The sequence below is a fragment of the Lentisalinibacter sediminis genome, assembly GCF_040706615.1.
GTDB lineage: Bacteria > Pseudomonadota > Gammaproteobacteria > Steroidobacterales > Woeseiaceae > Lentisalinibacter > Lentisalinibacter sediminis.
The window spans coordinates 223437-247630 of record NZ_JAPDRF010000001.1 but is presented as its reverse complement, the minus strand read 5'-3'; the positions used below and the strand labels follow the sequence as shown (position 1 = coordinate 247630).

Below are 24194 nucleotides of genomic sequence, written 5' to 3'. Positions count from 1 at the left end.
CCGAAGGCGGTTTCTCACCACGTACGCGGCGAACCCTGGAACCCGCGAGACGTACTAGAGAGCGTGGCGCATGAAATCTTTGTTGCCACGATGGTAACGGAGGCAATCGCCCTTTCCGGTGAGGCGTCACAAGACGACCTCGACACCATGACCCGGTGCGCTGGCCGACTGTCTCACGCGCTCAATCTGATTCGCTATCGCAGGCCGCCGGAACTGCGGGCCATCCGCAGCGGGAGGGCCGCGTGATCGAATACGGCAAAGGCCAATCCGCGTTGCGCGCCATTCCGCAAGACGAGAGGTGGAAAGACAAGCTGCGCACGGATCGGAACGGCAATTACCAGGGCGATGAGGCGAACGTCCTAGCGGCGCTGCGCCATGCTCCCGCGTTAAAGGGTGCCGCCCGGTTTAACCAGTTTTCAAACAAGGTGGAGATCGGCCGGGAGGTGCACTGGCGCGATGCCACGGTGGGCGAGGAATGGACCGATGCGGACGACCTCGACGTAATGGCATGGCTCCAAGAGCAGGACATCCCCATAAGGGCGCGGAATGCCATTGGCGAGGCGGTGCAGCGTGTCGCAAGGGATAACGCCTATCACCCCGTAAGGGACTACCTCAACGGCCTGGAATGGGACGGAGAGCCACGGTTAGACCATTGGCTAGCCGACTACCTGAGCGCCGATGCGGACTCAGCATATCTAGCCGCCGTGGGCCGTGCGTTCATGGTGTCGGCGGTGGCGCGAATCTATGAACCAGGGTGTCAGGCTGACCATGTTCTAGTGCTGGAAGGCGGTCAAGGCGTGGGCAAGTCTCGCACCATGCAGACGCTAGGCCACCCCTGGACGACCGACTCGATCCCCGATCTGCACTCGAAGGATGCCGCCCTGCAACTGGCGGGCGTGTGGCTTGTGGAGCTGGCCGAGCTGGCCGCGCTCAGGCGTTCCGAGGTGGAGCCTACCAAGGCGTTCATAACGCGCCGTGTGGACCGCTACAGGCCACCCTACGGCAAGCGGGCCATAGACGTACCCCGACAGTGCGTATTCATCGCCACAACGAACGAGAGCGCCTATCTCAGGGACAGGACGGGCAACCGCCGATTCTGGCCGGTGCGGGCTAACTACGTCGAATTGGACGCGCTCGCACAGGTACGGGGCCAGCTATGGGCAGAGGCCGTGCACCTCTACCGACACGGCGAGCCGTGGCACCTCACCGGAGAGCGGGCCAATGCGGCAGAGCGCGAGCAGCAGCGCCGCGAGTACCGCACGGAGCTAGAGCAGCATGTTGCCGACTACCTCGGCCGGCTGGAAGCCAAGGGAGTCTCAGAGGTGACGACTACCGATGTATTCCGGCACGCGCTCGGCCTGGAACTTCCGAAGGATATGGAGAAAGCCCGCAGGCTCGGCCCCGAGATGGTCGCGGCAATGGGCGACCTGGGGTGGAGGCGCGTCGGTGAAAAGGGCCGGTATCCCAACCGGCGTGTGTTGTACGCAAAGCAATCGAGAAATAGCAGGAGAAAAGCTAATGGATGACTTGAACAAGACAGAGATGCTGGCGCGGGACGTTTTCTTTAACTGCCTCCAATCTGCCGTGCGGAATGACCTATCGGCCGGGGAGGTGGCCGAGGGACTTCGGGACGTGCTGGAGCTTCTGGGCGACATCACCACGGAGGAAAGCCACGTCGAGTGCCGCATGGTGGACAGCAATACGCTAGTCCGTCTGCCGTGCTCCGTGTGCGGCTGTCTCAATGAGCGGGCTTACACAAAGGTGGAGATGGCGAACGGGCCAATGGAAGGCGGTGCTGTCTGTTTCCGCTGCCTGGAAGATCGGGAACGAATCACCCCGATTCTGGAAAGCATTACCGGATTCACTTGGGCGCTTCCCAGCGTCGAGGAATTCCACGCCGAGGAACGGCGGCGCAATGATGAGGCCGAGCGGCTGCATAACGAGCATGAGCAAGCCATGCGAGAGAGGCCGGACGCCTTCGAGCCAGACCCTGCCGACGGGCTGCCGTTCTGAACTCACAGAGGGTGGTAGTGCCAATTCCTTATGACTTCTCCAAACGCGCGCGCACGCGTAAGGGTAGGAATTTTTTCTCTGTGAACCTCTGTGAGTTTAGCCGGAGATGATGGAGGACAACGACGATGTTTGAACGAAAGACAGATTGCGACGAATGCCAGGCACTACGGGACGGGCAAGACCTTTTCCGGGTAGTGGAGGAACTGGCTATTAAGCACGACCTAGATGCCGAGCGTGTGGGCCGTGCGATCAGGGAGCTTCATAGCCTTTGGTATGCGCTGACGATCAATGCTTTCCCGGAGTTACAGATAGACCCGGAAACCGTGGCAGCGGATGCGCGTGATTCTCTCTGGCATCGAATGGACAACAAGCAGGGACACACTCACTGATGCGGCACAGACTCCACGGCACGAATCGTTGGCGGCGTATTCGGATCACTTGGCTGACCAATAACCCCTTGTGCGTGTTTTGCGAGCAGCGTGGACGGCTGACACCGGCGACGGTGGTGGATCACATCCGGCCTCATCGGGGCGACCCGGTGCTGTTCTTCGACCTCACGAACCTACAGAGCTTATGTAAGCCCTGTCATGACTCGGTAAAGCAGCGGCTAGAGCGAGGTGGCAAAGCGGGCAGCGACAAGGATGGGCTACCGCTGGACCCCAAACATCATTGGTACCGGTAGGGGGCGGGGTGCGCTCTGGGAGTCTGGCAATACGACCGGTGCCGGCAGTTTTCCTTTGCTAAACCTCAACAATTTTTGTTTTCTGAATGAAAATTTTTTTTTAACCCAAAAAACCGAATTATGGAGCAAACCATGAGTGAAGCTGGAACCAATGCCGAGCGACTGCGGAACATGAGCGAGGCCGAACTGCGGGCGCGGGCTACCGAGTCGGTAAAGACCATTGCCCGGACTCTAGCCGAGACGCTATCGCCGGATGATAGCTGGCGGTTGTTGATGGGCGCATCCGTGTGGGTGCTGTTGGGCATGGCTGGCACCGAGGGCACCGCAGCAACCCTTCGAGAGATGGCCGACAAGCTGGAAGAGGACGGTGACGAGGCGCTGCATTGATGTTGTTTTCCCGATTCAGAATCCGGCGCTGGCTGAAGCGTAACGGGCCGCGTTATGCGGAGCGGCGACTGCGGAGGAATGGCTACTCTCAGCGAGAGGCGAAGATTGCCATTTCGGAGGCGAAGCGTGGCTGAGATCGAGTTACCGCCGAGGAAAGAGGTTAAGGCGGCACTCCGTGAGCTTGGCCTATCTGCCCGCCAGGTGGATGCGGTACTTCGTCACGGATGGCGCGGCCTGGTGACTGAGTCGGAAGCCGAGGCGGCAGAACTCCGCGAGCAACTGGAAAGCCTGAACTCCAAATTCACAAGAAACTGATTTCGTGTTATTATTGTCCTACAAATATCGCCTACGCATGTTCGCATCGAACGGCGCGGGCCGGACGCTGGAAGCCTTCGTGAAATGTCCGCATCGGACAGGCACCGAACGCCTCGCAGTTGAATGGCTCGCGCATGAGTGCGCCTGGCGATCCCGCCTTTAGCGTTCCTGCGCGTGCCTCACGTTAACCAACTGAGGTACACAAATCATGGCTAATAGAGAATTGCTCGACGCGGTTAATTCCGTTGTCGATTCGTTCGATTCATTCAAGACACAGGCCGACAAGAAACAGGCCGAACTTTTGGACCGGATCGAAATCCTGGAATCTAAGAGGGATGCTCCGCGCAAAACGGCCGCGAATGACGACAACTACTACAGCCGCGATCAGTTCGAGCACAAAGACGTTTTCGTTGAGTGGATGCGCTCTCCCGGTAACGGTGCTGCAAAGCGGCGTCTCGAAGAAGCCGAAAATGAGATGGCGAAGAAAAACGTCACCATCGGCACGGACGCTAGCGGCGGCTATGCCCTTCCCGCGCTGATTGCTGACCAGGTAGAGCGGCGCGTCACTACCCTTAACCCCTTCCGGCAGCTGGTCCGGGTGCAGCAGGTTGGATCTTCCGACTATGCACACCTTGTTTCCAAGAATGCCGCTGGCAGCGGTTGGGTCGGTGAAGGTGGCTCCCGCAGCGAGACGGACACCTCCGACCTGGTGGAGCGCAAGCCGACTTTCGGCACGGTGTACGCCTATCCGAAAGCCTCCGAGGAAGCCTTGCAGGACATCTTCTTCGATGTCGGTGATTGGCTTGTCGGTGAGGTGGGTGACGCCTTCGCGGCACAGGAAGCCACAGCGATTGTGTCGGGCAACGGCACGAACAAGCCGACTGGTTTTCTCAACGCGAGCCCGGTTACCACGGCAGACGATGCCAGCCCGGAGCGTACCGCCGGAACCCTTCAGTACATCCCGATGAACAGCACCTCTCCGGTGATGCTTCACGCGGACGATCTGTTTGACCTGGCGGGTGCCTTCAAGGATGGCTATCTGATGGGCGACCGCGTGGCGTGGGTGATGCGTAACGCCACCATGACGGTGATCCGCAAGCTGAAGGACTCCAACAATCAGTACCTGTTTGAGCCGAGCCTTCAGGACGGCGTACCGGGGCGGCTGTTGGGCTATCCGGTTTATCTGACCGATGCCATGCCTGCATACGCGGCAGACGCACACCCGATTGCCCTTGCCAATTGGAATCGCGCGTATCTGCTGGCCGAGCGTTCCGATATTCGGATCACGGTGGACGACAATATTTCGACTCCTGGCCAAATCAAATGGTACGTCAGGCGTCGAGTCGGCGGCATCGTGCTCAATGACCAGGCCATCAAGGTGCTGAAGTACGCGGACGCATAACCTATCGGGCCCTCCCGCACGGGGCGGCGTGAGCCGATAGGTGCGGCGCGGCGTTACTGTGAGAGTGGCCGCGATTCGCAACAACCTCACAGAGCCTGCGGCGTCTACTCCGCGCACGGCAGGCAGCGGCCCCGGCGTCGTCCGTGTCTCTCAAGGCGGGCGGCGTCGGGAGCCGATTTGGAGATGGCATGAACCCTTATTCAAAAATCCGGGCATTAAGTGAGTGCGGGTTAACGGTGCGCGATTGCGCCGAGCTACTCCGTGTCCGTGAGTCGGAGATACATCGGCATGGATCACTTGCGGCGACCCCTTCACGATGCACTACTAGACTTGGCCGGATGGCTCCGGGGCGGCGTCAACGGTTGGTATGGCGTCAACCCGATACACCCTAAACGGGTTGCCAATGACAATCCGGTCTATGGCTCGACTCCGCTATATGATCGGGATTGCGCACCGCATATCGTGGAGATGATGAGACTGCTAGAGCGGGCACCGCGAGAGCATCAGCGCACCGCAATACATTGCTACCTGGCAGACGGTCCACGGTCCCTGTCGGGCCGGGCGGATCAGTTGGGCATTCCACGGTCTACGCTGTGCCGTCACCGGCAAAACCTGTTGGATTACTTGCTCGCCGCGTCTATGGATGAGCCGCCGAGGGTATCCGCGTAGCGATCGAACGGGTGCCGATTGTCGCGTTACGCCTAAAACTGGACATTCGACCAATGGTAATGCACTATGAAATTCAGTGGTTTAACCTTTTATTCTGGAGTTTTGAGCATGATCCGTTCGCGGAGTCATCACAAAAAGGCAAAAGCCGCTCGTAAAGCCAAGAAGGCAGCCTCAGTGAAGAAAAAGAAAACTGCCGCCGAGAGGATCAAGAGCCTGCCAGCAACAGTTACGGCTACGGGTGCGATTCGCCTTGACCCGAAAGAGTACTGGCGCGCGGTAAGGCTGGCGAAGAAGGCGAGCTAAATCCAGTCACCTCCCGATGGAGTCTGCCTATCTCATTTTGGTATTGGCAGGCGGGTTCGTTTTTGCTCGCACGTTCGCTCCATCTAGAACATTAATCCAACTGTCTACCGGCTATGCGCTGGCATTTTGGACAGTAGTTGTCGGCGCAGTATGGTTTCAGTTAGTCACCGTCCTTTGGTGGCTTCTGACGGCCGGTGCGTGGGTGATTGACTTGTGCTTTGCCTGGGCGGCCGATCAGGGCGCCGCCGTTCTCCCACACGCTTGGCCGTTCGACTTTTCGCGCTCTGATGCGGCGGGCGCTCCCCTAAAGTTACTTTTCCCTCCGACGAAAGAGTCATTGCCTTGGCTGTCCGTTGCGACCTTCTGGCTAAGTTCTTTGACGCCGCAGTTGGCGAACGTCTTACTTTTCAAATATGTCATCTCTGAGAGGGAGCTTACTCACAAATACGCGATGATCTACGGGAGTGATTTTGAGCGGTCTGTGCACAATGCCAATATGCAAGGACAGGAATTATTGATCACTCTCCGGACTGGAAAAGTCTATGCTGGCTTGGTTTTTGGTACCCCAGATTTGGGCGGCAAGACATCGGCCGGTAGTGGTATATCCATCTTGCCAGTACGCAGTGGATACAGAGATGCAAAAGGCAGGGTGGAGTTCACCACTGATTATCGGTGGCTAGACGACGAGTCGGCAGACATAGGCATCGATCAGATTGTTACCTTTGTTCTTACCTCCGAAATAGTGTCGTTCACAAACTTTGATCACGATCTTTACGAAGAATTTCACAAGCACGATGAGGCCAATAATGGCTAGCGACGACAGCACAGCGTCCGGGCCAGAAACTAAAAATACTTAACGTACACCCAAGGCGTTAATCCATCATGCGGCGCGCTAGTGTCTTTTTCGCTCCCGCTAGCCGTTTCTTGATCTCTCCCGCCTCAGCCTCAAGGCGCTCCACCTCTCGCAGGTAGGGTTCTACGTCTGACCCATCCACCATCGCGGGCACGCTGGCCGCGTCTGCCACGTTGTCGCTGACGATCCCCTTCGACTCCCCCCGCATGATTTCGAGCCGGTGCTTACAGTGCTGGCCGTTCTGCGCGGCCTTACAGGTACAGAGCGCGGTGAGGTTTGCGCCGCTGCGCTCAAAGGTGACGGTGTAAGGCTCCGCTACCGAGCCTTTGACTTGGAATTCATAACGCGCCATTGCTCCCCCTCCGTAATTTGGTGTTTCTGCCGATAGTGCCAACAAATAGCGGGCGCTGCATTCCGTGGGATTTCCTACCGTGACCGTATGGACTGGATCGAACGATGCCGCCCGCCAGACCCCGATATCGGGGATATGATCGAGGACGCCTATCTAGCGGGCCGGATAACGGCGTTACAGGCCGCGTTCGCGGACATCTGGGCGCGGCAGTTTGCTACATGCCTCAACTGACCGCATATGACGCTATTTGTAGTTGCTACGCGGGCTTGGCTTTGCTACGAAATTGCTACGCGGGTCCGGTTTTTTCTTATATTCCGAAAGCTTACGGGTGACGAAAAGTGTTGCCCATGCAGACGAAGAGTACCGAGACCTTCTCGCTCGTTTCCGTCACCGTCGCTCTGCTCCCAGGCTGCCGCCTTGCTACATTCAGGACAACCGGATTCTATAACATCGACACCGGGCGGACCGGAGAGAAGTGATCGCCAGCGTGAAGGTCGTCTGCGCACCCGACAGCTACAAGGAATGCCTGTCCGCCACGGCGGCCGCAGCTGCCATGGCCGACGGCGTGCGTCGCGCGCTGCCCGACGCCGAGGTGGACGTCTGCCCGGTCGCGGACGGCGGCGAAGGCACGGTGGAAGCTCTGGTGTCCGCCCTCGGCGGGGAATACCGCGAGAGTCCCGTCACCGGCCCCTGCGGCGAGCCCGTCGTCGCCCGCTGGGGACTCGTGGACCGGGACACGGCAATCATCGAGATGGCCGCGGCCGCCGGACTGCAACTCGTGCCGAGGACCCGGCGGGACCCGCGCCGGACGACCACCTTCGGCGTCGGCGAACTGATGCTCGCCGCCGCCCGTGCCGGCGCCCGGCGCCTGATCGTGGGACTGGGCGGCAGCGCCACCGTGGATGGCGGCTGCGGCATGGCCCAGGCCCTCGGGTGGCGTTTCCGCGAGGGCGATGGCGACGGCAATGGCCCCGGCCGCCTGCTCGAAGCCCCTCTGACCGGCGGCGACCTCCTCTCAGCCCGCCACATCGGGGCCGGCGGCGCGGAGGCGGTCCTCGCCGGCGCGGAGGTCATCGGCGCCTGCGACGTGGATGCGCCGCTGCTCGGAGCCGCGGGCGCGGCCACGGTCTTCGGGCCGCAGAAAGGCGCCGACCCGGCGGACGTCGCGGAACTGGAGCAAGGTGTTGCCCACCTCTCCCGCCTCGTGCGGCGGGAGCTGGGCGCGGACATGGCCACCCTCCGCTACGGCGGCGCCGCCGGCGGACTCGGCGCCGGGCTCGCGGTCTTCGCCCGCGCGCGGCTGGAATCCGGCATCGAACGTGTGCTGGAGACCTGCCGCTTCGGCGAGCGTCTGCAGGGAGCCGATCTCTGCCTGACCGGCGAAGGCCGTATCGACGGGCAGACGCTCGCCGGCAAGGCCTGCCTGGGTGTCGCACGGGCAGCCGCCGCCCGGGGCGTACCGACGGTGGCACTGGTCGGGGCGGCAGGACCGGATGCCGACGCCGTCCTGTCTGCAGGCCTCACCGAATGGCGGCTGATCGGCCCCGGACTGACACCCCGCGAGAGCATGCGCCACGCATCCACGCTGCTGGCCGCGGCAGCCGGCGAGGCGGCGCTGGAGCGCGCCGGCGCCCGCTGAAGGTCAGAGCCGCTCGGAGAGAATCTGGCGGACCCGTTCCAGGTCCGCCACGGTATCGACGCCAGGTGCCGGCAACTGCCCGGCGACGCCCACGCGGATACGCAGACCCAGATGAAGAGCCCGCAGCTGTTCCAGCCGTTCGGTGAGCTCCAGCTCCGCGGGCGCGGCGTCCACCAGACGTGCCAGCGCGCCGCAGCGGTAGGCATAGAGACCCAGATGGCGCAGCGCATGACGGGGTGCCACCCGCCCCGGCTCGGCGGCCGCGCTCCTCGGCCACGGGATCGGCGCGCGGCTGAAATACAGCGCATAGCCCGCCTCGTCCACCACCACTTTCACGACGTTGGGGTCGTGGAACTCGTGCACATCGTGCAGCTGGGCCGCCAGCGTGGCGATGTCCGCCCCGCCCTCCGCCAGCAGCGAGGCGGCACGACCGATCAGCGCCGGCGGCATGAGCGGCTCGTCACCCTGCAGATTGACCACGATCGTTTCGTCCGACCAGCCCCGGCTGCGCGCCACCTCGGCGATCCGGTCCGTACCCGATGCGTGATCCTCGCGGGTGAGAACGGCTTCCGCGCCGAAGGCCTGGGCCGCCTTGAGCACGCGGTCACTGTCCGTCGCGACGATGACGCTCTCGGCGCCGCTCTCCCGCGCCCGCTCCCACACGTGGTGGATCATCGGCCGGCCGGCGATATCCGCCAGCGCCTTGCCGGGCAGCCGCTCGGAGGCGTAGCGCGCCGGTATGACCACGTGGAATGGCACGGAGACACCGGCGCCGTTGTCGGCGCTGCTCTCGGCGCTATTCTCGGAGCCAGGGTTCATCGCGCCGCATCCAGTCGCTCATCCAGTCTCTCCAGGAATGCGTCTGCCGTGGCCGCATCGATATCGACGCTCACCGGCACGTACCAGTGACGCCGCCCGGCGCGGCCGGTCACCTTCACCGCGTCTTTCTCGGTCATGAATACGGGCAGGGTATCCGGCGGGTCCAGCTCCTGCCGCGACGGCTCCGCGTGGTCTGCGAGCGGATGCTCGATCACCTTCATCCCCGCGTCGCGCAGCATACGGAAGAAGCGGGCCGGGTTGCCGATGCCCGCGATCGCGTAGACCGCCTGGCCGGAGAACTCCGCGAGGTCGCGCCGCAAGTCGTCGGCCACGTTCACGGCCCCTTCCGGGCGCAGAGTGAAGCCGATGGCATGGTCGATGCCGGTCAGGCCCTGGCTGAAGACCTGGTCGACGGTGTCGAGCCGCGCGGGCGGCTCGCGCAGCGGGCCGGCCGGCAGACAGCGGCCGTTGCCGAGGCCCCGGTCGAAGTCGACCACGGCGATCTCGTAGTCCCGGGCCAGCCGATAGTGCTGCAGGCCGTCGTCGGCGATGATCACGTCGGCGCCGGCCTCGACAGCGGCCCTCGCGGCCGCCACCCGGTCCGGATGCACGTACACGGGGCAGTCTGCATGGCGGGCGAAGATCAGCGCCTCGTCCCCCACGCGCGCCGGGTCGGAGCCAGGCTCCACCCGCAGCGGGCGCGGCCCCGGTTCGCCGCCGTAGCCACGACTGATGACGCCGGGCTGACGGCCGCGTTCGGCGAGCCGGCGCGCCAGCCACAGGGTCAGCGGGGTCTTGCCGGTACCACCGACGTTGATGTTGCCGACGACGATCACCGGTGCGCCCGCGCGGTGTCGCGGCAGCACACCCGCCGCGAACAGACGGCGCCGCAGGCCCACCAGGAAAGCGAACAGCGCGCCCAGCGGCCTCAGCAGCAGGCCGCCGGAACCCTGGCCGTACCAGACGTCTTCCAGCCAGCGGCGCATCCTCAGGCCTGGCTATCGCTGAACTGCATGCGGTGGAGCATGGCATAGGGCCCCTCGCGCCGCAGCAACTCCTCGTGGGTACCGGTCTCGATCACCCGCCCCGCCTCCATGACGACGATCAGGTGGGCGTTCTCGATCGTCGACAGCCGATGCGCGATCACCAGGGTCGTGCGGTCCTCCATCAGTTCGGACAATGCGCGCTGGATACGCCGCTCGGATTCGCTGTCCAGCGCCGATGTCGCCTCGTCGAGGATGAGCACGGGCGCGTTCTTCAGCAGCGCGCGGGCAATGGCGATGCGCTGGCGCTGACCGCCCGAGAGCAGCACGCCCCGATCGCCCACCACCGTCTCCAGCCCCAGCGGCAACTCCCGCACGAACTCCATCACGTAGGCGTGCTCCGCGGCCCGTTCGATGTCGGCGCGGTCGACGCCGCCGGCCGCACCGTATGCCAGGTTGTTGGCGATGGTGTCGTTGAACAGCACCACGTCCTGGCTCACCAGGCTGATCTGCGCGCGCAGGCTGGCGAGGGTGTAGTCGCGCACCGAGCGCCCGTCGAGCAGGATCTCACCCGAGTCGGTCTCGTAGAAGCGCGGCAGCAGGCTCACCAGCGTGGACTTGCCGCTGCCGGACCGGCCGACGATGGCGACGGTGCGCCCGGGCTCGACCGTGAGGTTCACGTCCCTCAGCACCACGCCTTTCTCCTGCGCGTAGGCAAAACTGACGTCGCGGAACTCCACCTTGCCGGCCACCCGGTCCACCTCCCAAGTGCCGGTGTCCTGCTCCGCCTCCATGTCCAGCACCTCGAACACGCTGTCGGCGGCGGCGATGCCCCGCTGCAGCGGCGCATTCATGTTGGTGAGCCGGCGCAGGGGATCGAGGAGAAAGACCATCGCCGTCATGAACGCCGTGAAGGTGCCCGGCGTGAGTTCACCGGCGAACGACTGCGCGCCGGCCACGTACACCACGCCCGCGACGCCGACCGCGAACAGCATCTGGGTCACGGCGATGCCGCCGGCCTTGGCCACGACCAGCTTCATGTTCAGACGACGGTTGTTCTCGTTGGCTGCACCGAAGCGGCGGCGCTCGTAGTCCTGGCCATTGAACACCTTCACCACCCGGTGGCCCTGCACCGCTTCCTCGGTCACCTGGGTGACGTCGCCCACCGAGTTCTGGATGCGCTGGGAGTAGCGGCGGAAGGTCTTGCTCAGGTAGCCGATCAGCACCGCGATCAGCGGCACCACCAGGGCGACGAAGGCCGTGAGCATCAGACTCTGATAGATCATCACCCCAAGCAGCGAGATGATCTTCAGCGTGTCGCGGATGAGCACGGTAACCACGTTGGTGGCGGACTCGGCCACCATTTCGATGTTGTAGGTCATCTTCGACAGCAGCGGTCCCGACGAGCGCGTATCGAAGAACGAGGCCGGCAGCACCAGGTACTTGTCGAAGGTCTCGTCACGCAGCTTCGTGATGATCTGGCGGCCGATCCAGCCCAAGCCGTACTCCGAGCCGAAGCCGGCGATGCCGCGGACGAGGAAAGCGGCGACGAAGGCGATCGGCATCCAGGCGGCGACGCTCTCGTTGCGCGCGAGCAGCGTCTCGTCCATCAGGGGCTCCATCAGCATCGCGATGCCCGCCTCCACCAGCGCAGAGAGCGCCATGGCGATGCCGGCCAGTATCAGTACCAGCCGGTGGCGGGCGGTGTAGCCGAGCAGGCGCCGATAGACGGAGAGCCCGTGGGAATCGACGGAGACGACGGCCATGACCAATCAGTCCTCGCCGGCGACCGTGGCGATGTCGATCTTGACGAAGCCCATGCGGCCGGCGACGTCCATCACCGTTACCACCGACTGGTGGCGGGCGTCGGCGTCCGCGACGATGGTGACCGGCAGACCGGTGTCGCCGCCGGAGATCTCCAGCAGCGCGCGGCGCAGCGTGACCGGGCTGTTGTTCACCAGCTCCCGCCCGTTGACCAGGAAGGCGCCGGCGGCGGTGATGGCCACTTCCAGGCGCTCTGCCTCGGCGGCCGGAGCCACGCTTTCGGCCTCCGGCAGCGTGATGGTGAGCCGGGACTCCTTCACGAAACTGGTGGAAACCATGAAGAAGATCAGCAGCAGGAACACAACGTCGATCAGCGACGTCAGGTTCACCTCGGGCTCCTCCTTCGATCGGGTGGCGAGGTTCATGACTGACGCTGTCCCGCGTCGCGCCGCCGCTGCACGGCTTCAACCAGCTTCAGGGCCTCTTTCTCCATCTGCACCACGAGTGCGTCCACACGGCTGCGGAAATAGCGGTAACCGATCAGGGACGGGATGGCCACGGTGAGTCCGGCGGCCGTCGTGATCAGCGCCTCGGAGATCCCGCCCGCGAGCGCGCCGGGATCGCCGACGCCCTGCGTGGTGATGGCCGTGAAGACCTCCACCATGCCGACCACCGTGCCGAGCAGCCCCAGCAACGGCGAGATCGCAGCGATCGTACCGAGGGTATCCAGGTAGCGTTCGAGTTCGTGGACCACGTGGCGGCCGGTATCCTCGATGCTCTCCTTCATCACCGCGCGGTCCCGGTTGCGGTTGACCAGGCCCACGGCCAGGATCTGGCCCAGCGGCGAGCCCTGGTGCAGCGACTGGATGTGGCTCTGGGTGAGCTCGTTCTTCTTGATCCAGCCCCAGACCCGGGCGGTGAGATCCTGCGGGACCACCCGTTCCTGTTTCAGTGACCAGAGCCTCTCCAGCATGATGCCCATGGCGAGGACCGCGCACAGGATAATGGGCAGCATCAGCCAGCCGCCGGCTTTGATGATTTCGACCATAATCCAAGGCTGCGCCAGAAAACGGAAATATACCTGCTAGGAACTGCCGGGACCAGAAGCCCCGGCCGGCGGAGCCGGCGACCAGAGCCGACGCCGTGAGTCCCTGCGCGCAGACATCTGCGCTTCACGGTCGTCGCTGCAGAGCGTGATCGCAAGCGCCCCGTAGTCGCCGGTACTCATCACCCGGGCACCGCCCGCCTGCCAGCGGCGGGCGACCTCCGGGCGGGGGAAGCCCCAGCGGTTGCGCCAGGCGGCCGTCGCGATCGCGACACGGGGTCTCAGGGCATCGACCAGTGCCGCGCTGGACGAGGTGGCGCTGCCGTGATGGGGCATCAGCACCACGTCCGCCCGCTGCAGCCCCCCCGCCGCCAGCAGCCGCCGCTCGCTGTCGCGCTCGATGTCGCCCGGCAGCAGCAGGCGCCGTTCGCCGGCGCTCACCTCGAGCACGCAGGAGCCGTCATTGCCGGCGGCGCCCGCGACCGCCGGCCAGAGCACGCGGAAGCCGATGCCGTCCCAGGACCAGCGGCCACCGCGCTCGCAGGCGGCCGCGTCCACGCCGGCCAGCTCGCCCGGCTCGCCGCTGGCCACCTGCGCCACGGGCACGGCGGCGGCGACGCTCGCCGCGCCGCCGGCGTGGTCGTTGTCGGCATGACTCAGCATCAACAGGTCCAGGCGCCGCACACCGAGCGTGCGCAGCGCCGGCACGACCACCCTCTCGCCCGCATCGGAGCCGCTGGCGTAGGCCGGGCCCGCATCGTAGAGCATCGCGTGATGACGCGTGCGCACGACCACCGCGAGCCCCTGACCGACGTCCAGCACGTCTGCCCGGACGCAGCCCGGAGGCACCCCGCTTCCCCGCCACAGCAGCAGCGACAGGGTCAACCACACGGGTATCCAGCGGCCCGGGAGACAACGGGGCAGCAACAGCGACAGCGTCGCGACGGTGGCAAGCGCGATGACTATCGGGCCGCGGCCCGGCGGCCGGTAGCCGGCGCCCGGCAGCGTGGCCAGCCACTGCAGCAAGTCGAGCACGAGATCGAGGGCCGCGTGGGTCAGGGCCAGCAGCCAGGCGGCGGGTAATGCGGCAACTCCACCGGCAGCCGCCGCGACGCCACCGGCCAGCGTCGCCGGCACGACGAACAGGCCGAACGCCGGAATGGCTACCAGATTGGCCGGGATGGCCGACCACGCGATCCGGTCGAAGAACAGCAGCGTCAGTGGCGCGAGGAGCACCCAGAGCCGCCACTGCAGGGACGCCAGGGTACGGATCTTGCCGCCGGCACCGCCGCTATCCCCCCGCGCGGCGTCGCTGCCCGCGATCGCGATTATCGCCGCCACGGCGCCGAATGACATGGCGAAACCGGGCGTGAGACAGTCGAGGGGCTGCACCAGCAGGACGACGATCAGCGCCAGGGCGAGCCCGGTCACTGGCCCGAGCGGCCGGCGCCAGCGGCCGGCGAGCACCACGGTGCCGAGCATCAGCAGCGCCCGACGCACCGGCGTGCCGAAGCCGGCCAGCAGGCCGTAGACCGTGGCCGCCGCCAGCGCCAGCAGCGCGGCGCGGTCCCGTCCGCCGACGCCGGGCGACCTTCCCGCCAGGGCGAAAACCAGGCCGGCGACCAGCCCGACGTGCAGCCCGGAAATCGCCATCAGGTGGGAGGTGCCCGTCGCCTGGAACAGCTCGGTGGACGCCGCATCCAGCCGATGGCGGCTGCCGGTGGCGAGCGCCACCATGACGCCACGGCCGGCCCCGTTCGGCAGCACGGCCGCAAGCGCGCTCTCGAGCCGCGAGCGCCACCAGGCCAGCCGCCGCGGACCGGGTCCGCCGAGGCGTCGTCCCTCGCCGCGCACGTAGCCGGTGGCACCGATGCCCCGCGTGAAGAGCCATCGCTCGTAGTCGAAGCCGCCCGGGTTGACCAGGCCGCGGGGCGCGCGCAACACCACCGTGAAGCGCCAGCGCTCACCGATGCGCGGCACCGTATCCGGCTCGTACCAGTTCAGCCTTATCCGCTCCGGCAACGCCGGATCGGTGCCACGGGCCACGAAAGTCACCGCGCGACCGCGCCGGCGGGGAAAGTCTTCGATCACGAACGTTGCGGTCGTCTCCAGGCGGTCGTCGGCAGCAGGCAGGCGGTCGGCCAGCTGCCAGTGGGCATGCAGCGCGAACCAGGCCGCCCCGGCGAGGGCGACGGCCGGCAGCCGCGCCGGACGCAGCACCAGGCCGGCGACGCCCACTGCGAGGCCGGTGAGGATGAGCCACAGCGGCGGCAGAGCGGGCAGACGGGCGGTGAGCAGCATACCCGCGAGCAGGGCGAGAGCCGTGACCGCCATCGTCGGAATCCCCTGCCCCGATCCGTTAAGATGACCCCGCCCGGACACCGTGCCCTGCAGGGACCATGCCCAGACGCTTCTTCCGCCGGCTGAACTTCGACCGCCATGCCGTGGCCCGGCAGTGGTATATGCGTCCGTTCGAGCGCATCCTGCACGAGCCACGCATCTGGAGCACGCGCCGGCGCAGCATCGTGCCGGGGGTCGGCGTGGGGCTGTTCTGCGCCTGGATCCCCGTGCCCGGGCACAGCATCATCGCGGCGCTGGTCGCGCTGGCCCTGCGGGTGAACATCCCTGTCGCCGTCCTCGCTACGCTGATCACCAACCCGGTGACCATGGGGCCCTTCTACTACGCGGCCTACCGGGTCGGCGCCGCCATCCTGGAGATGCGGACCCGGGCCAACGTGGACATCCCCGCCGACTCGGTGACGGAGATGATGGGCATCTGGCAGCCCTTCCTGCTGGGCTGCTTCATCCTCGGCAGCGCGACCGCCGCCGTCGGCTACTTCTCGTTGAACCTGATCTGGCGGCTGTCGGTCAGCGGCTACGTTCGTGCGCGGCGCCGCCGTGCGGCCCGGCGCAGCAACCACCGCTAGGCCGGCGCGAGCCGGCCGTCCTTCAGTTCCAGCTGCCGGTCCATCCGCGCCGCGATGGCCAGGTCGTGGGTCACGATCACCAGGCTCGTGCCGTATTCGCGATTCAGCGCCAGCATCTGATCCAGCACGTGCTCGCCGGTATGCCCGTCCAGATTGCCCGTGGGCTCGTCGGCGAGCACCACCCGCGGCCGGGTGATCAGCGCGCGGGCCACCGCCGCCCGCTGGCGTTCGCCGCCCGACAGCTCACCGGGCTTATGATGCGTGCGCTCGGCGAGCCCGACCCGGGCGAGCAGTTCCCGCGCCGATTCCAGCGCGCTCGCACGCTCCACCCGCCGGATCAGCAGCGGCATGGCCACATTTTCCTGCGCCGTAAACTCCGGCAGCAGATGATGGAACTGGTAGACGAAACCGATCGCCGCGTTCCTCAGCCGGCCCCTCTCGCCGTCGCCGAGCCGGTGCATCGCCCGGCCGCAGATGCTGATCTCGCCGCCGCTCGGCGCATCGAGCCCGCCGAGCAGTTGCAGCAGCGTGGTCTTGCCCGAGCCGGAAGCGCCGACGATGGCCACCCGCTCGCCGGGCATCACCGTGAGATCGACACCCTCCAGCACGGTCAGTTCGCCGCCCGCTTCGCGAAAGCTGCGTTTCAGTCCCCGGCACTCGATGACCGGCTCCATACCTTCCGTCAATGTGCTCTTCCCTTGCCTATCCTCTATGTGCGACGTGGTGGCTGCCGCCGCCATTTCTGCCCGCTGCGCCCGGAAATCAGTCGAATCGCAGGGCGTCTGCCGGGTCCGTGCGCGCGCCCCGCCAGGCAGGATACAGCGTCGACAGCAGCGACAGCGCGAGCGCCACGCCACCGATCAGCGCCAGGTCGCCGGCGCGAAGGTCCGCTGGCAGATCGCTGATGAAATACACGTCCGGCGCCAGGAACTTGAAGCCCAGAGCCCCCTCGGCGAGACCCACGATCGTCTCCAGATTCAGCGTCAGCGCCGCGCCCAGCGCGAGACCGACGCCCGTACCGATGACGCCGATGATGGCGCCCTGTATCACGAACACCGACAGGATACCGCCGGGCGGCGCGCCCAGGGTGCGCAGTATGGCGATGTCGCGCTGCTTGTCCTTCACCACCATCACGAGCGTGGAGACGATATTGAATGCCGCCACGGCAATCACGAGCAACAGGATCACGAACAGGATCGATTTGGTGATCTTGATGGAGCGGAAGAAGCCAGAGTGCCGCCGCGTCCAGTCGCTGACCAGGACGCCGCCGCCGAGCGACGTCGCCACCTCGCGCACGATGGCCGGCGCGCCGAACAGGTCGCCCAGCGCGAGCCGCAGTCCGCTCACGTCGTCGCCAAGCCGGAACAGCCGGGCGGCGTCGTCGATATGCATGAAGACCTGTCGGCGGTCGAACTCGTACATGCCGGCGCGGAAGGTGCCGGCCACGGTGAAACGGCGCATCCTCGGGATCAGGCCGGCGGGCGTCACGACGCCTTCCGCCAGCATCAGCAGTACCTGCTCGCCGGGCGCAACGCCCAGCGCATCGGCCAGGTCGACGCCGAGGATCACCCGGTAGGAGCGGGGTTGCAGATCGGCGAGCGAGCCTTCCCGCATGAGCCCCTCGATGCCGGAGACGTCCTTCTCCCGGACGGGGTCGACGCCGCGGATGGCGACGCCGCTCATCGCCGCAGCGCCCGCCACGAGCCCACGGCCCGAGACGAACGGCGCCACTGCGCGCACGCGCGGGTCGGCAAGCGCGCCCTCGGTGAGCCGCTGCCAGTCCTCGAGCCTGCCCGCCGGACCCTCGATGGTCGCCTCCGCGGACATCGCCAGGATGCGCTCCTGCAGTTCGCGCTCGAATCCGTTCACCACCGACAGGACCACGATGAGCACCATCACGCCCACCGCGATGCCCGCCATCGAGATCAGGGAGATGAATGAGACGAAGCTGTTGCGGTGGCGGGAGCGCACGTAGCGCGTGCCCACCAGCCACTCCCAGTATCTCGCGCCGGGCGATGGCCGGGAGACAGCCCTAGTCATAGCGCAGCGCCCTCGCCGGCTCGACCGCCGCTGCGCGCCGCGCCGGATACAGGGTGGCCAGGCCCGTGAGCGCCAGTGCCGCCGTGGCGATCGCGACCACGTCGGCCAGCTGCAGATCCGAGGGGATCTCGGTCACGTAGTAGACGTCGCCGGGCATGATCTGGAAGCCGAAGGTCTGCTCCAGCAGCGGCACGATCACCGGCACATTCACCGCCAGCAGCGTGCCGAGGGCCACGCCGCCGATGGCACCCACCCACCCGATCACCAGCCCCTGGGTGAGGAATACGCGCAGCACGCTGCCCGGGCTCATGCCCAGCGTCCGCAGGATGGCGATGTCTGTCTCCTTGTCGGTGACCACCATGACCAGGCTCGCCACGATGTTGAAAGCGGCGACGGCGACGATGAGCGAGAGGATCAGCGACATCATGGTCTTCTCGAGCCGCACCGCGCGGAAGTAGCTCGCGTTCTCCCGGCTCCAGTCGCTGGTCTCGTAGCCCTCGCCGAGGCTCTCCTCCAGCGCCACCGCGGTTGCAGGCGCCTGCATGACGTCGTCGGTCTTCACCCGAATACCGCTGACCGCGTCGCCGAACCGCTGGATGGCCGCCGCGTCTTCGAGCGCGACCAGCGCCAGCGAGGCGTCATGGTCCTGCAGTCCGGCCTCGAACACGCCGGCCACGTGGAAGCGCCGGAGTTCCGGGCGGACCTCTCCTTCCGTCAGCCGCGGGATGAGCAGCATCACCTCGTCGCCCACCCGCACCCCCAGGTTGATCGCCAGCAGCCGGCCCAGCACGATGTTGAAGCTGCCCGGCTCCAGCCGTCCGAGCCGCCCCGACACCATGCTGGAGGCGGCGGCCGAGACGCCGGTCTCCAGATCCGGGTCGATGCCGGTGACGAACAGGGGCTGCAGCCCGGCGCGGGACCGGGCCATTGCCTCGAATTCCACGTAGGGGGCCGCCGCCAGCACCCCGGGTTGAGCGCGCACCCGGTCCAGCAACTGCGGCCATCGCTCCAGGGTGCCGTCGGCGCCCGTCACCGAGGCATGGGCAGTCATGCTCAGCAGGCGGCTGCGGAGTTCGTTCTCGAAGCCGTTCATCACCGACAGGATGACGATGAGCGCCGCCACGCCGATCGCAATTCCGATTGACGCCGCCAGCGTGATGAACGAGACGAAGCGGGTCCGCCGGCGCGCACGCAGGTATCGGAGCCCGATCGCGAGTTCCAGCGGTCCCTTCATGCCGGCCATGGCGGGATTAAACCACAACGGCTGCCGCCTCACCCGGCGATGTCCACCTCCAGCGGACGGTCCAGGAAGATGCCCTGCGGCGTGACGCCGGCACCCCAGGCGAGCACCTGCACGCCCTCGGCCGCCGCCGCGTCGAGTGCCTCGCCGTAGGCGGGGTCGATCTCGCGGGCCGGCGCCACGACGTCCACGTCGTCGCGCTGCACGCAGAAAACCAGGGCCGCTGCATCGCCGGCCCGCACGCGCTCGGCCAGCATGCGCATGTGCGCGGACGCCCTCGCGCTGACGGCATCGGGGAAGACGGCGCGGCGGCCGCTGACCGCCGCGGTGACGTTTTTGACCTCCACCCAGCAGGGCGGCTCGCCGGCGAGCAGGAAGTCGGCCCGGCTGCGAGAATCCGGATATCTGGCCTCCCGCCGCAGGCCTCGTTCCCCCGCGGAACGATCCGCGCAATAGCCGGCCAGCTCGGGTATGCGGCCCGCCTCCAGCGCTTCGCCGACGATGGCGTTGGTGCGGCCGGTGTGGATGCCCACCAGGGTGCCGCCGGGCGTCTCCACCAGCTCCCAGGTCCAAGCGTAGCGGCGCCGCGGGTTGTCGGAGTGGCTGAGCCAGACGCGGGAGCCGGGCTCGGCGCAGCCGGTCATGGCGCCCGTATTCGGACAATGCACGGTGCACGCCTCCCCGCTGTCGGCAAATTCCACGTCGGCCAGAAAACGCTTGTAGCGACGCACCAGTCGGGCCTCGCGCAGCGGGCGGTCGAACTCCACGGCCGGCTCCCTACAACAAAAATTCCGGCAAATCTACGCACTACGACATTTTTCCTCAATGCGGCCGGTGCTATATTCGACCCGGTTTCAAAGCGGAGAGCCGCCATGCAGAGCCTGAAACTCACGCTTGCCGCCCTGACGACGGGTCTGTTGCTCGCCCTGGGCGGCACCGCCAACGGGGAGAGCCTCGACATGGACGCCGGCAGTGCCATGCTCACCGGCGGCGATCGGCCCACCCGGGGTATGACCATGCAGAAGGTGCAGTCCGAGTGGGGACAGCCGGCGATGCGCCGGGCGCCGGTCGGCGAGCCGCCGATCACGCGCTGGGAGTATCCCGGGTTCGTGGTCTATTTCGAGCACAACCGGGTGATCCATGCCGTCCTGAAGCGCGAGAGCGCCGGCTGAGGCCACCACCCAGGCCAGAGCGGCGCCGGCAACGACGCGCCGGTTATGAGATACTCACGGGCCGCCTGCAGGCGGCCCGCGCATTTTCCGGGTTGCCTGCGGGCGGCCCTTTTTCATTATGACGGCAACACTACGCAGACCGGATTTGCCTGCAACCGGCGCATCGCCCGTGCGCTGGGGCGGACTCGTGGGCGAGGCGGACGCGCTGGCCATCGCCGAGGCCGCGGCCCGCCATGCGGGTCCGGTACTCGCCGTCGCCGCCTCCGCGCGCGAAGCGGACCGCCTGGAGGCCGCCCTCGGCTTCTTCACCGACGCCGATACCCCGGTACTTCACTTCCCGGACTGGGAGACCCTGCCCTACGACAGCTTCTCCCCGCACCAGGACATCGTCTCTGAACGGCTCGCCACCCTGGCCGGATTGCCGGCGCTCGCGCGCGGCATCGTCGTGGTCGCCGCACCCTGCCTGATGCAGCGGCTGCCGCCAACGGACTACGTGACGGCCCGCGCGCTGTCGCTGCGCACGGGCGAGACCCTCGACCGCGACGAGTTCATCCGCGGCCTGGAGGCCGGCGGCTACCTGCGTGTGCCGGAGGTCTCGGAGCACGGCGAGTTCGCCGTTCGCGGTGCCATCATCGACCTGTTCCCCATGGGCGCACGCGTACCCTACCGCATCGACCTGTTCGACGAGGAGATCGACACGCTGCGGGCCTTCGATCCCGACACCCAGCTCTCTGGCGAGTCACTGGAGAAGATCGAGATCCTGCCGGCCAGGGAGGCGCCGCTCGATGCCGATGCCATCCGCGGCTTCCGCCGCCGCTACCGGGCCCGCTTCGCCGGCGAGGCTGCGCGCTCGCCGATCTACCGGGACGTATCGGAAGGCATCGCCCACGGCGGCATCGAGTACTACCTGCCGCTGTTCTTCGAGGAGACCGCCACGCTGCTGGACTACCTGCCGGGCTCGACGCTGATCGCGGCCGGTGCGGAACTGGACGACTCGCTGGCGGCTTTCCGTGCCGAGATCGAGGAACGCCATGCCCTGGTGTCCCTCGACCCGGATCGCCCCGTGCTGGAGCCGGATGAGGCGTTCCTGCCGGTGGAAGCCGTGCGCGACCGGCTCGCCGGACGCCCCCGCATCCTGCTTTCCGGCAACAAGCCGCTGCCGGGCGAAGGCGAGGACTTCGGCGCGAAGCCGGTGCCCGTGCTGCGACTGGACAGCCGTCGGGAAGAAGCAGCCGGTGCCCTGACCGCCTTCCTGGACGGCTTCGATGGCCGGGTGCTGTTCACGGCGGAGTCGGCCGGCCGCCGGGAAGCGCTGGCCGACCTGCTCACCGACCTTAAAAGGGCGCCGGCCCGTGTGGCGGACTGGCAGGAGTTCATGGCCACGGACGCGCCGCTCGCCATCGCGCTCGGCCCGCTCGAGAACGGAGTCATACTGCCGGCGGCCGGCCTCGCCATCGTGCCGGAGCAGAGCCTGTTCGGCGAGCGGGCCCGGCAGACGAGCCGGCGGCGGCGCGCGAGCCGGGACCCCGAGAACATCATCCGCCAGCTGAGCGACCTGCGCGAGGGAGCACCGGTCGTGCACGAGGAATACGGCGTGGGACGCTACCTCGGCCTGGCGACGCTGGAGGTCGGCGACATACCGGCCGAGTTCCTCACGCTGGAATACGCGGATGGCGACAAACTGTACGTGCCGGTGCACTCGCTGCACCTGATCTCCCGCTATACGGGTGCCTCCCCGGAGAACGCCCCGCTGCATCGCCTGGGCAGCGACCAGTGGGAGCGGGCGAAACGCCGGGCGGCGGAGAAGGTGCGCGACGTGGCCGCCGAACTCCTCGACGTCTACGCGCGCCGCGCCGCGCGGCCGGGTCACGCCTTCCGCCTGGACGAGCACGACTACCGGGCTTTCGAGGCCGACTTCCCGTTCGAGCCCACCGAGGACCAGCAGCGCGTGATCGACGAGGTACTCATCGACATGCGCACCGCCAGTTCGATGGACCGGGTCGTCTGCGGCGACGTGGGCTTCGGCAAGACCGAGGTGGCACTCAGGGCCGCGTTCGTCGCCGTGCAGGCCGGCAAGCAGGTGGCCATGCTGGTGCCGACCACCCTCCTCGCCCAGCAGCACTATCAGACGTTCAGCGACCGCTTCGCCGACTGGCCGGTACGCATCGAGGTCCTGTCCCGGTTCCGCTCCCGCAAGGAGACCGACACCGTGCTGGCCGACGTCTCGGCGGGCAAGGTGGATATCGTCATCGCCACGCACAAGCTGCTGCAGCACACCTCGCTGTTCCGGGATCTCGGTCTCGTCATCGTCGACGAGGAACACCGCTTCGGCGTGCGGCACAAGGAGGCGCTGAAGACGCTGCGCGCGGACGTGGACGTGCTGACGCTGACCGCCACGCCTATCCCGCGCACGCTGAACATGGCGCTGGGCGGGCTCAGGGAGCTGTCGCTGATCACCACCCCGCCCTCGGAGCGCCTCTCGGTGAAGACCTTCGTCAGCCAGTGGAACGACTCCATGGTCCGCGAGGCCTGCCTGCGCGAGATCAAGCGCGGCGGCCAGGTCTACTTCGTCCACAACCGGGTGGAGGACATCGAGCGGGTCCGCGAGAAGCTCGCCGAACTGGTGCCCGAGGCCGACATCCGCGTGGGTCATGGCCAGATGCCGGAGCGCGAGCTCGAACAGGTGATGCTGGACTTCTACCACCGCCGCTTCAACGTGCTGCTGTGCACGACCATCATCGAGAGCGGCATCGACGTGCCGACGGCGAACACCATCGTCATCAACCGGGCAGACCGCTTCGGTCTGGCTCAGCTGCACCAGTTGCGCGGCCGTGTGGGGCGCTCCCATCACCGTGCCTATGCCTACCTGATTGCGCCGCCGGAAGCCGCCATGACCGCGGATGCGGTGAAACGGCTGGAGGCCATCGACTCGCTGGAGGACCTGGGTGCCGGCTTCGCGCTGGCCAGCCACGATCTCGAGATCCGCGGTGCCGGCGAACTGCTCGGCGACGAGCAGAGCGGGCAGATCCAGGAGATCGGCTTCGCACTGTACACCGAGATGCTGCAGCGGGCCGTGGAGAGCCTGCGCCGCGGCGACCAGCCGGACTTCGACAAGCCCCTGCACGGCGGCGTGGAGATCAACCTGCACTGCGCCGCCCTGCTGCCCGACGACTACGTGCCCGATGTGCACCTGCGCCTGGTGCTGTACAAGCGCATTGCCGGCACCGACAGCGCCGACGATCTGCGCGAACTGCAGGTGGAACTCATCGACCGCTTCGGCCTGCTGCCGGAACCCGCCCGCCGGTTGCTGCAGGTGGCCGAGCTGCGCATCGCCGCCGAGCCGCTGGGCATCCGCAAGATCGACGTCGGTCCGGAGGGCGGCTCGGTGCAGTTCGGTCCGCAACCGGACGTCGAGCCAATCACCCTCATCGAGCTGATCCAGGAGCCGGGCAGCATCTACCGCCTGAAGAACGACGACCGGCTGAACTTCCGCACACCGCTGCCGGAGGTGGACGATCGGGTGGAGCACCTGCACGCGCTGCTCGGCCGACTGGCGGCTGGCGCCCGACCGGAGGCGATGGCAAGCTAG

Annotated in this window: 24 protein-coding genes; 13 read left to right on the top strand and 11 right to left on the bottom strand. The window is 66.6% G+C overall.

Features of this window, described 5'->3' with window-relative positions; genetic code table 11:
• Positions 1-242: 242 nt before the first annotated feature.
• From ACJMKX_RS01210 to ACJMKX_RS01170, 9 genes are all read left to right on the top strand, one after another.
• On the top strand, positions 243-1526 hold the full coding sequence (locus ACJMKX_RS01210) for a VapE domain-containing protein (protein ID WP_405220184.1): 1284 nt from the start codon (positions 243-245) through the stop codon (positions 1524-1526).
• On the top strand, positions 1519-2013 hold the full coding sequence (locus tag ACJMKX_RS01205; protein ID WP_405220182.1) for a hypothetical protein: 495 nt from the start codon (positions 1519-1521) through the stop codon (positions 2011-2013). Before ACJMKX_RS01210 ends, ACJMKX_RS01205 begins: the two co-directional genes overlap by 8 nt.
• A gap of 125 nt (positions 2014-2138) precedes the next feature.
• A complete protein-coding gene (locus ACJMKX_RS01200) occupies positions 2139-2402 on the top strand; it encodes a hypothetical protein (RefSeq protein WP_405220181.1) in 264 nt (87 codons plus the stop codon).
• Entirely contained in the window at positions 2402-2695 is a 294-nt protein-coding gene (locus ACJMKX_RS01195; protein ID WP_405220179.1) for an HNH endonuclease signature motif containing protein, read from the top strand. Before ACJMKX_RS01200 ends, ACJMKX_RS01195 begins: the two co-directional genes overlap by 1 nt.
• A 132-nt stretch (positions 2696-2827) precedes the next feature.
• Positions 2828-3082 carry a hypothetical protein gene (locus ACJMKX_RS01190; protein ID WP_405220178.1) on the top strand — a complete coding sequence of 85 codons (255 nt, stop codon included), beginning with the start codon at positions 2828-2830 and terminating at the stop codon, positions 3080-3082.
• Positions 3083-3208: 126 nt separating this feature from the next.
• Entirely contained in the window at positions 3209-3397 is a 189-nt protein-coding gene (locus tag ACJMKX_RS01185; RefSeq protein WP_405220177.1) for a hypothetical protein, read from the top strand.
• A 208-nt stretch (positions 3398-3605) separates the two neighbouring features.
• A complete protein-coding gene (locus ACJMKX_RS01180) occupies positions 3606-4799 on the top strand; it encodes a phage major capsid protein (protein ID WP_405220176.1) in 1194 nt (397 codons plus the stop codon).
• Between the two features lie 735 nt (positions 4800-5534).
• Positions 5535-5771 carry a hypothetical protein gene (locus ACJMKX_RS01175; protein WP_405220174.1) on the top strand — a complete coding sequence of 79 codons (237 nt, stop codon included), beginning with the start codon at positions 5535-5537 and terminating at the stop codon, positions 5769-5771.
• A 16-nt stretch (positions 5772-5787) separates the two neighbouring features.
• A complete protein-coding gene (locus ACJMKX_RS01170) occupies positions 5788-6585 on the top strand; it encodes a hypothetical protein (RefSeq protein ID WP_405220172.1) in 798 nt (265 codons plus the stop codon).
• A 58-nt stretch (positions 6586-6643) separates the two neighbouring features.
• Here ACJMKX_RS01170 and ACJMKX_RS01165 read toward each other — a convergent pair whose 3' ends face one another.
• Positions 6644-6976: a hypothetical protein gene (locus tag ACJMKX_RS01165; protein WP_405220171.1), complete on the bottom strand. Its 333-nt coding sequence runs from the start codon at positions 6974-6976 to the stop codon at positions 6644-6646.
• 475 nt (positions 6977-7451) lie between these two features.
• Here ACJMKX_RS01165 and ACJMKX_RS01160 point away from each other — a divergent pair, with 475 nt between their 5' ends.
• Complete coding sequence (locus ACJMKX_RS01160; RefSeq protein ID WP_405220170.1) at positions 7452-8615, top strand: glycerate kinase family protein; 1164 nt, start codon at positions 7452-7454, stop codon at positions 8613-8615.
• 3 nt (positions 8616-8618) lie between these two features.
• On the opposite strand, the gene kdsB is transcribed toward ACJMKX_RS01160, so the two are convergent.
• The 6 genes from kdsB to ACJMKX_RS01130 are packed head-to-tail and all read right to left on the bottom strand — an operon-like array spanning position 8619 to position 15560.
• Complete coding sequence (gene kdsB / locus ACJMKX_RS01155) at positions 8619-9374, bottom strand: 3-deoxy-manno-octulosonate cytidylyltransferase (RefSeq protein WP_405220750.1); 756 nt, start codon at positions 9372-9374, stop codon at positions 8619-8621.
• A 56-nt stretch (positions 9375-9430) separates the two neighbouring features.
• A complete protein-coding gene (gene lpxK, locus ACJMKX_RS01150; RefSeq protein WP_405220169.1) occupies positions 9431-10420 on the bottom strand; it encodes a tetraacyldisaccharide 4'-kinase in 990 nt (329 codons plus the stop codon).
• 2 nt (positions 10421-10422) lie between these two features.
• Positions 10423-12183 (bottom strand): lipid A export permease/ATP-binding protein MsbA, encoded by a 1761-nt coding sequence (gene msbA, locus ACJMKX_RS01145; RefSeq protein ID WP_405220167.1) that lies wholly within the window; start codon positions 12181-12183, stop codon positions 10423-10425.
• Positions 12184-12189: 6 nt separating this feature from the next.
• The gene (locus tag ACJMKX_RS01140; protein WP_405220166.1) at positions 12190-12606 is read right to left on the bottom strand and encodes an ExbD/TolR family protein; all 417 of its coding nucleotides are present in this window, start codon (positions 12604-12606) and stop codon (positions 12190-12192) included.
• On the bottom strand, positions 12603-13229 hold the full coding sequence (locus ACJMKX_RS01135; RefSeq protein WP_405220164.1) for a MotA/TolQ/ExbB proton channel family protein: 627 nt from the start codon (positions 13227-13229) through the stop codon (positions 12603-12605). Before ACJMKX_RS01135 ends, ACJMKX_RS01140 begins: the two co-directional genes overlap by 4 nt.
• Before the next feature lie 36 nt (positions 13230-13265).
• Positions 13266-15560 (bottom strand): DNA internalization-related competence protein ComEC/Rec2, encoded by a 2295-nt coding sequence (locus ACJMKX_RS01130; protein WP_405220162.1) that lies wholly within the window; start codon positions 15558-15560, stop codon positions 13266-13268.
• Positions 15561-15625: 65 nt separating this feature from the next.
• Here ACJMKX_RS01130 and ACJMKX_RS01125 point away from each other — a divergent pair, with 65 nt between their 5' ends.
• The gene (locus ACJMKX_RS01125) at positions 15626-16153 is read left to right on the top strand and encodes a DUF2062 domain-containing protein (RefSeq protein ID WP_405220160.1); all 528 of its coding nucleotides are present in this window, start codon (positions 15626-15628) and stop codon (positions 16151-16153) included.
• Here ACJMKX_RS01125 and ACJMKX_RS01120 read toward each other — a convergent pair.
• The 4 genes from ACJMKX_RS01120 to sfsA all read right to left on the bottom strand — a co-directional run bounded on the left by ACJMKX_RS01120 (position 16150) and on the right by sfsA (position 20200).
• A complete protein-coding gene (locus ACJMKX_RS01120; RefSeq protein ID WP_405220748.1) occupies positions 16150-16827 on the bottom strand; it encodes an ABC transporter ATP-binding protein in 678 nt (225 codons plus the stop codon). The two genes, ACJMKX_RS01125 and ACJMKX_RS01120, sit on opposite strands and share 4 nt — an antisense overlap.
• Before the next feature lie 88 nt (positions 16828-16915).
• On the bottom strand, positions 16916-18193 hold the full coding sequence (locus tag ACJMKX_RS01115) for a lipoprotein-releasing ABC transporter permease subunit (RefSeq protein WP_405220158.1): 1278 nt from the start codon (positions 18191-18193) through the stop codon (positions 16916-16918).
• Complete coding sequence (locus ACJMKX_RS01110) at positions 18186-19454, bottom strand: lipoprotein-releasing ABC transporter permease subunit (protein WP_405220156.1); 1269 nt, start codon at positions 19452-19454, stop codon at positions 18186-18188. The genes ACJMKX_RS01115 and ACJMKX_RS01110 overlap by 8 nt, the downstream gene beginning before the upstream one ends.
• 11 nt (positions 19455-19465) lie before the next feature.
• The gene (gene sfsA, locus ACJMKX_RS01105) at positions 19466-20200 is read right to left on the bottom strand and encodes a DNA/RNA nuclease SfsA (protein WP_405220154.1); all 735 of its coding nucleotides are present in this window, start codon (positions 20198-20200) and stop codon (positions 19466-19468) included.
• Between the two features lie 105 nt (positions 20201-20305).
• Between sfsA and ACJMKX_RS01100 the strand changes: the two genes are divergently transcribed.
• Positions 20306-20605, top strand: a complete 300-nt coding sequence (locus ACJMKX_RS01100; RefSeq protein ID WP_405220152.1) for a hypothetical protein — start codon at positions 20306-20308, stop codon at positions 20603-20605.
• A gap of 145 nt (positions 20606-20750) precedes the next feature.
• The gene (gene mfd, locus ACJMKX_RS01095; protein ID WP_405220150.1) at positions 20751-24194 is read left to right on the top strand and encodes a transcription-repair coupling factor; all 3444 of its coding nucleotides are present in this window, start codon (positions 20751-20753) and stop codon (positions 24192-24194) included.

What these genes read in the sequence shown, in the direction of transcription:
- ACJMKX_RS01205 (WP_405220182.1), top strand. Translation starts at nt 1,519, where the DNA reads ATGGATGACTTGAACAAGACAGAGATGCTGGCGCGGGACGTTTTCTTT.
- ACJMKX_RS01200 (WP_405220181.1), top strand. Translation starts at nt 2,139, where the DNA reads ATGTTTGAACGAAAGACAGATTGCGACGAATGCCAGGCACTACGGGAC.
- ACJMKX_RS01195 (WP_405220179.1), top strand. Translation starts at nt 2,402, where the DNA reads ATGCGGCACAGACTCCACGGCACGAATCGTTGGCGGCGTATTCGGATC.
- ACJMKX_RS01190 (WP_405220178.1), top strand. Translation starts at nt 2,828, where the DNA reads ATGAGTGAAGCTGGAACCAATGCCGAGCGACTGCGGAACATGAGCGAG.
- ACJMKX_RS01180 (WP_405220176.1), top strand. Translation starts at nt 3,606, where the DNA reads ATGGCTAATAGAGAATTGCTCGACGCGGTTAATTCCGTTGTCGATTCG.
- ACJMKX_RS01175 (WP_405220174.1), top strand. Translation starts at nt 5,535, where the DNA reads ATGAAATTCAGTGGTTTAACCTTTTATTCTGGAGTTTTGAGCATGATC.
- ACJMKX_RS01170 (WP_405220172.1), top strand. Translation starts at nt 5,788, where the DNA reads ATGGAGTCTGCCTATCTCATTTTGGTATTGGCAGGCGGGTTCGTTTTT.
- ACJMKX_RS01165 (WP_405220171.1), bottom strand. Translation starts at nt 6,976, where the DNA reads ATGGCGCGTTATGAATTCCAAGTCAAAGGCTCGGTAGCGGAGCCTTAC.
- lpxK (WP_405220169.1), bottom strand. Translation starts at nt 10,420, where the DNA reads ATGCGCCGCTGGCTGGAAGACGTCTGGTACGGCCAGGGTTCCGGCGGC.
- msbA (WP_405220167.1), bottom strand. Translation starts at nt 12,183, where the DNA reads ATGGCCGTCGTCTCCGTCGATTCCCACGGGCTCTCCGTCTATCGGCGC.
- ACJMKX_RS01140 (WP_405220166.1), bottom strand. Translation starts at nt 12,606, where the DNA reads ATGAACCTCGCCACCCGATCGAAGGAGGAGCCCGAGGTGAACCTGACG.
- ACJMKX_RS01135 (WP_405220164.1), bottom strand. Translation starts at nt 13,229, where the DNA reads ATGGTCGAAATCATCAAAGCCGGCGGCTGGCTGATGCTGCCCATTATC.
- ACJMKX_RS01130 (WP_405220162.1), bottom strand. Translation starts at nt 15,560, where the DNA reads ATGGCGGTCACGGCTCTCGCCCTGCTCGCGGGTATGCTGCTCACCGCC.
- ACJMKX_RS01125 (WP_405220160.1), top strand. Translation starts at nt 15,626, where the DNA reads ATGCCCAGACGCTTCTTCCGCCGGCTGAACTTCGACCGCCATGCCGTG.
- ACJMKX_RS01120 (WP_405220748.1), bottom strand. Translation starts at nt 16,827, where the DNA reads ATGGAGCCGGTCATCGAGTGCCGGGGACTGAAACGCAGCTTTCGCGAA.
- ACJMKX_RS01115 (WP_405220158.1), bottom strand. Translation starts at nt 18,193, where the DNA reads ATGACTAGGGCTGTCTCCCGGCCATCGCCCGGCGCGAGATACTGGGAG.
- ACJMKX_RS01100 (WP_405220152.1), top strand. Translation starts at nt 20,306, where the DNA reads ATGCAGAGCCTGAAACTCACGCTTGCCGCCCTGACGACGGGTCTGTTG.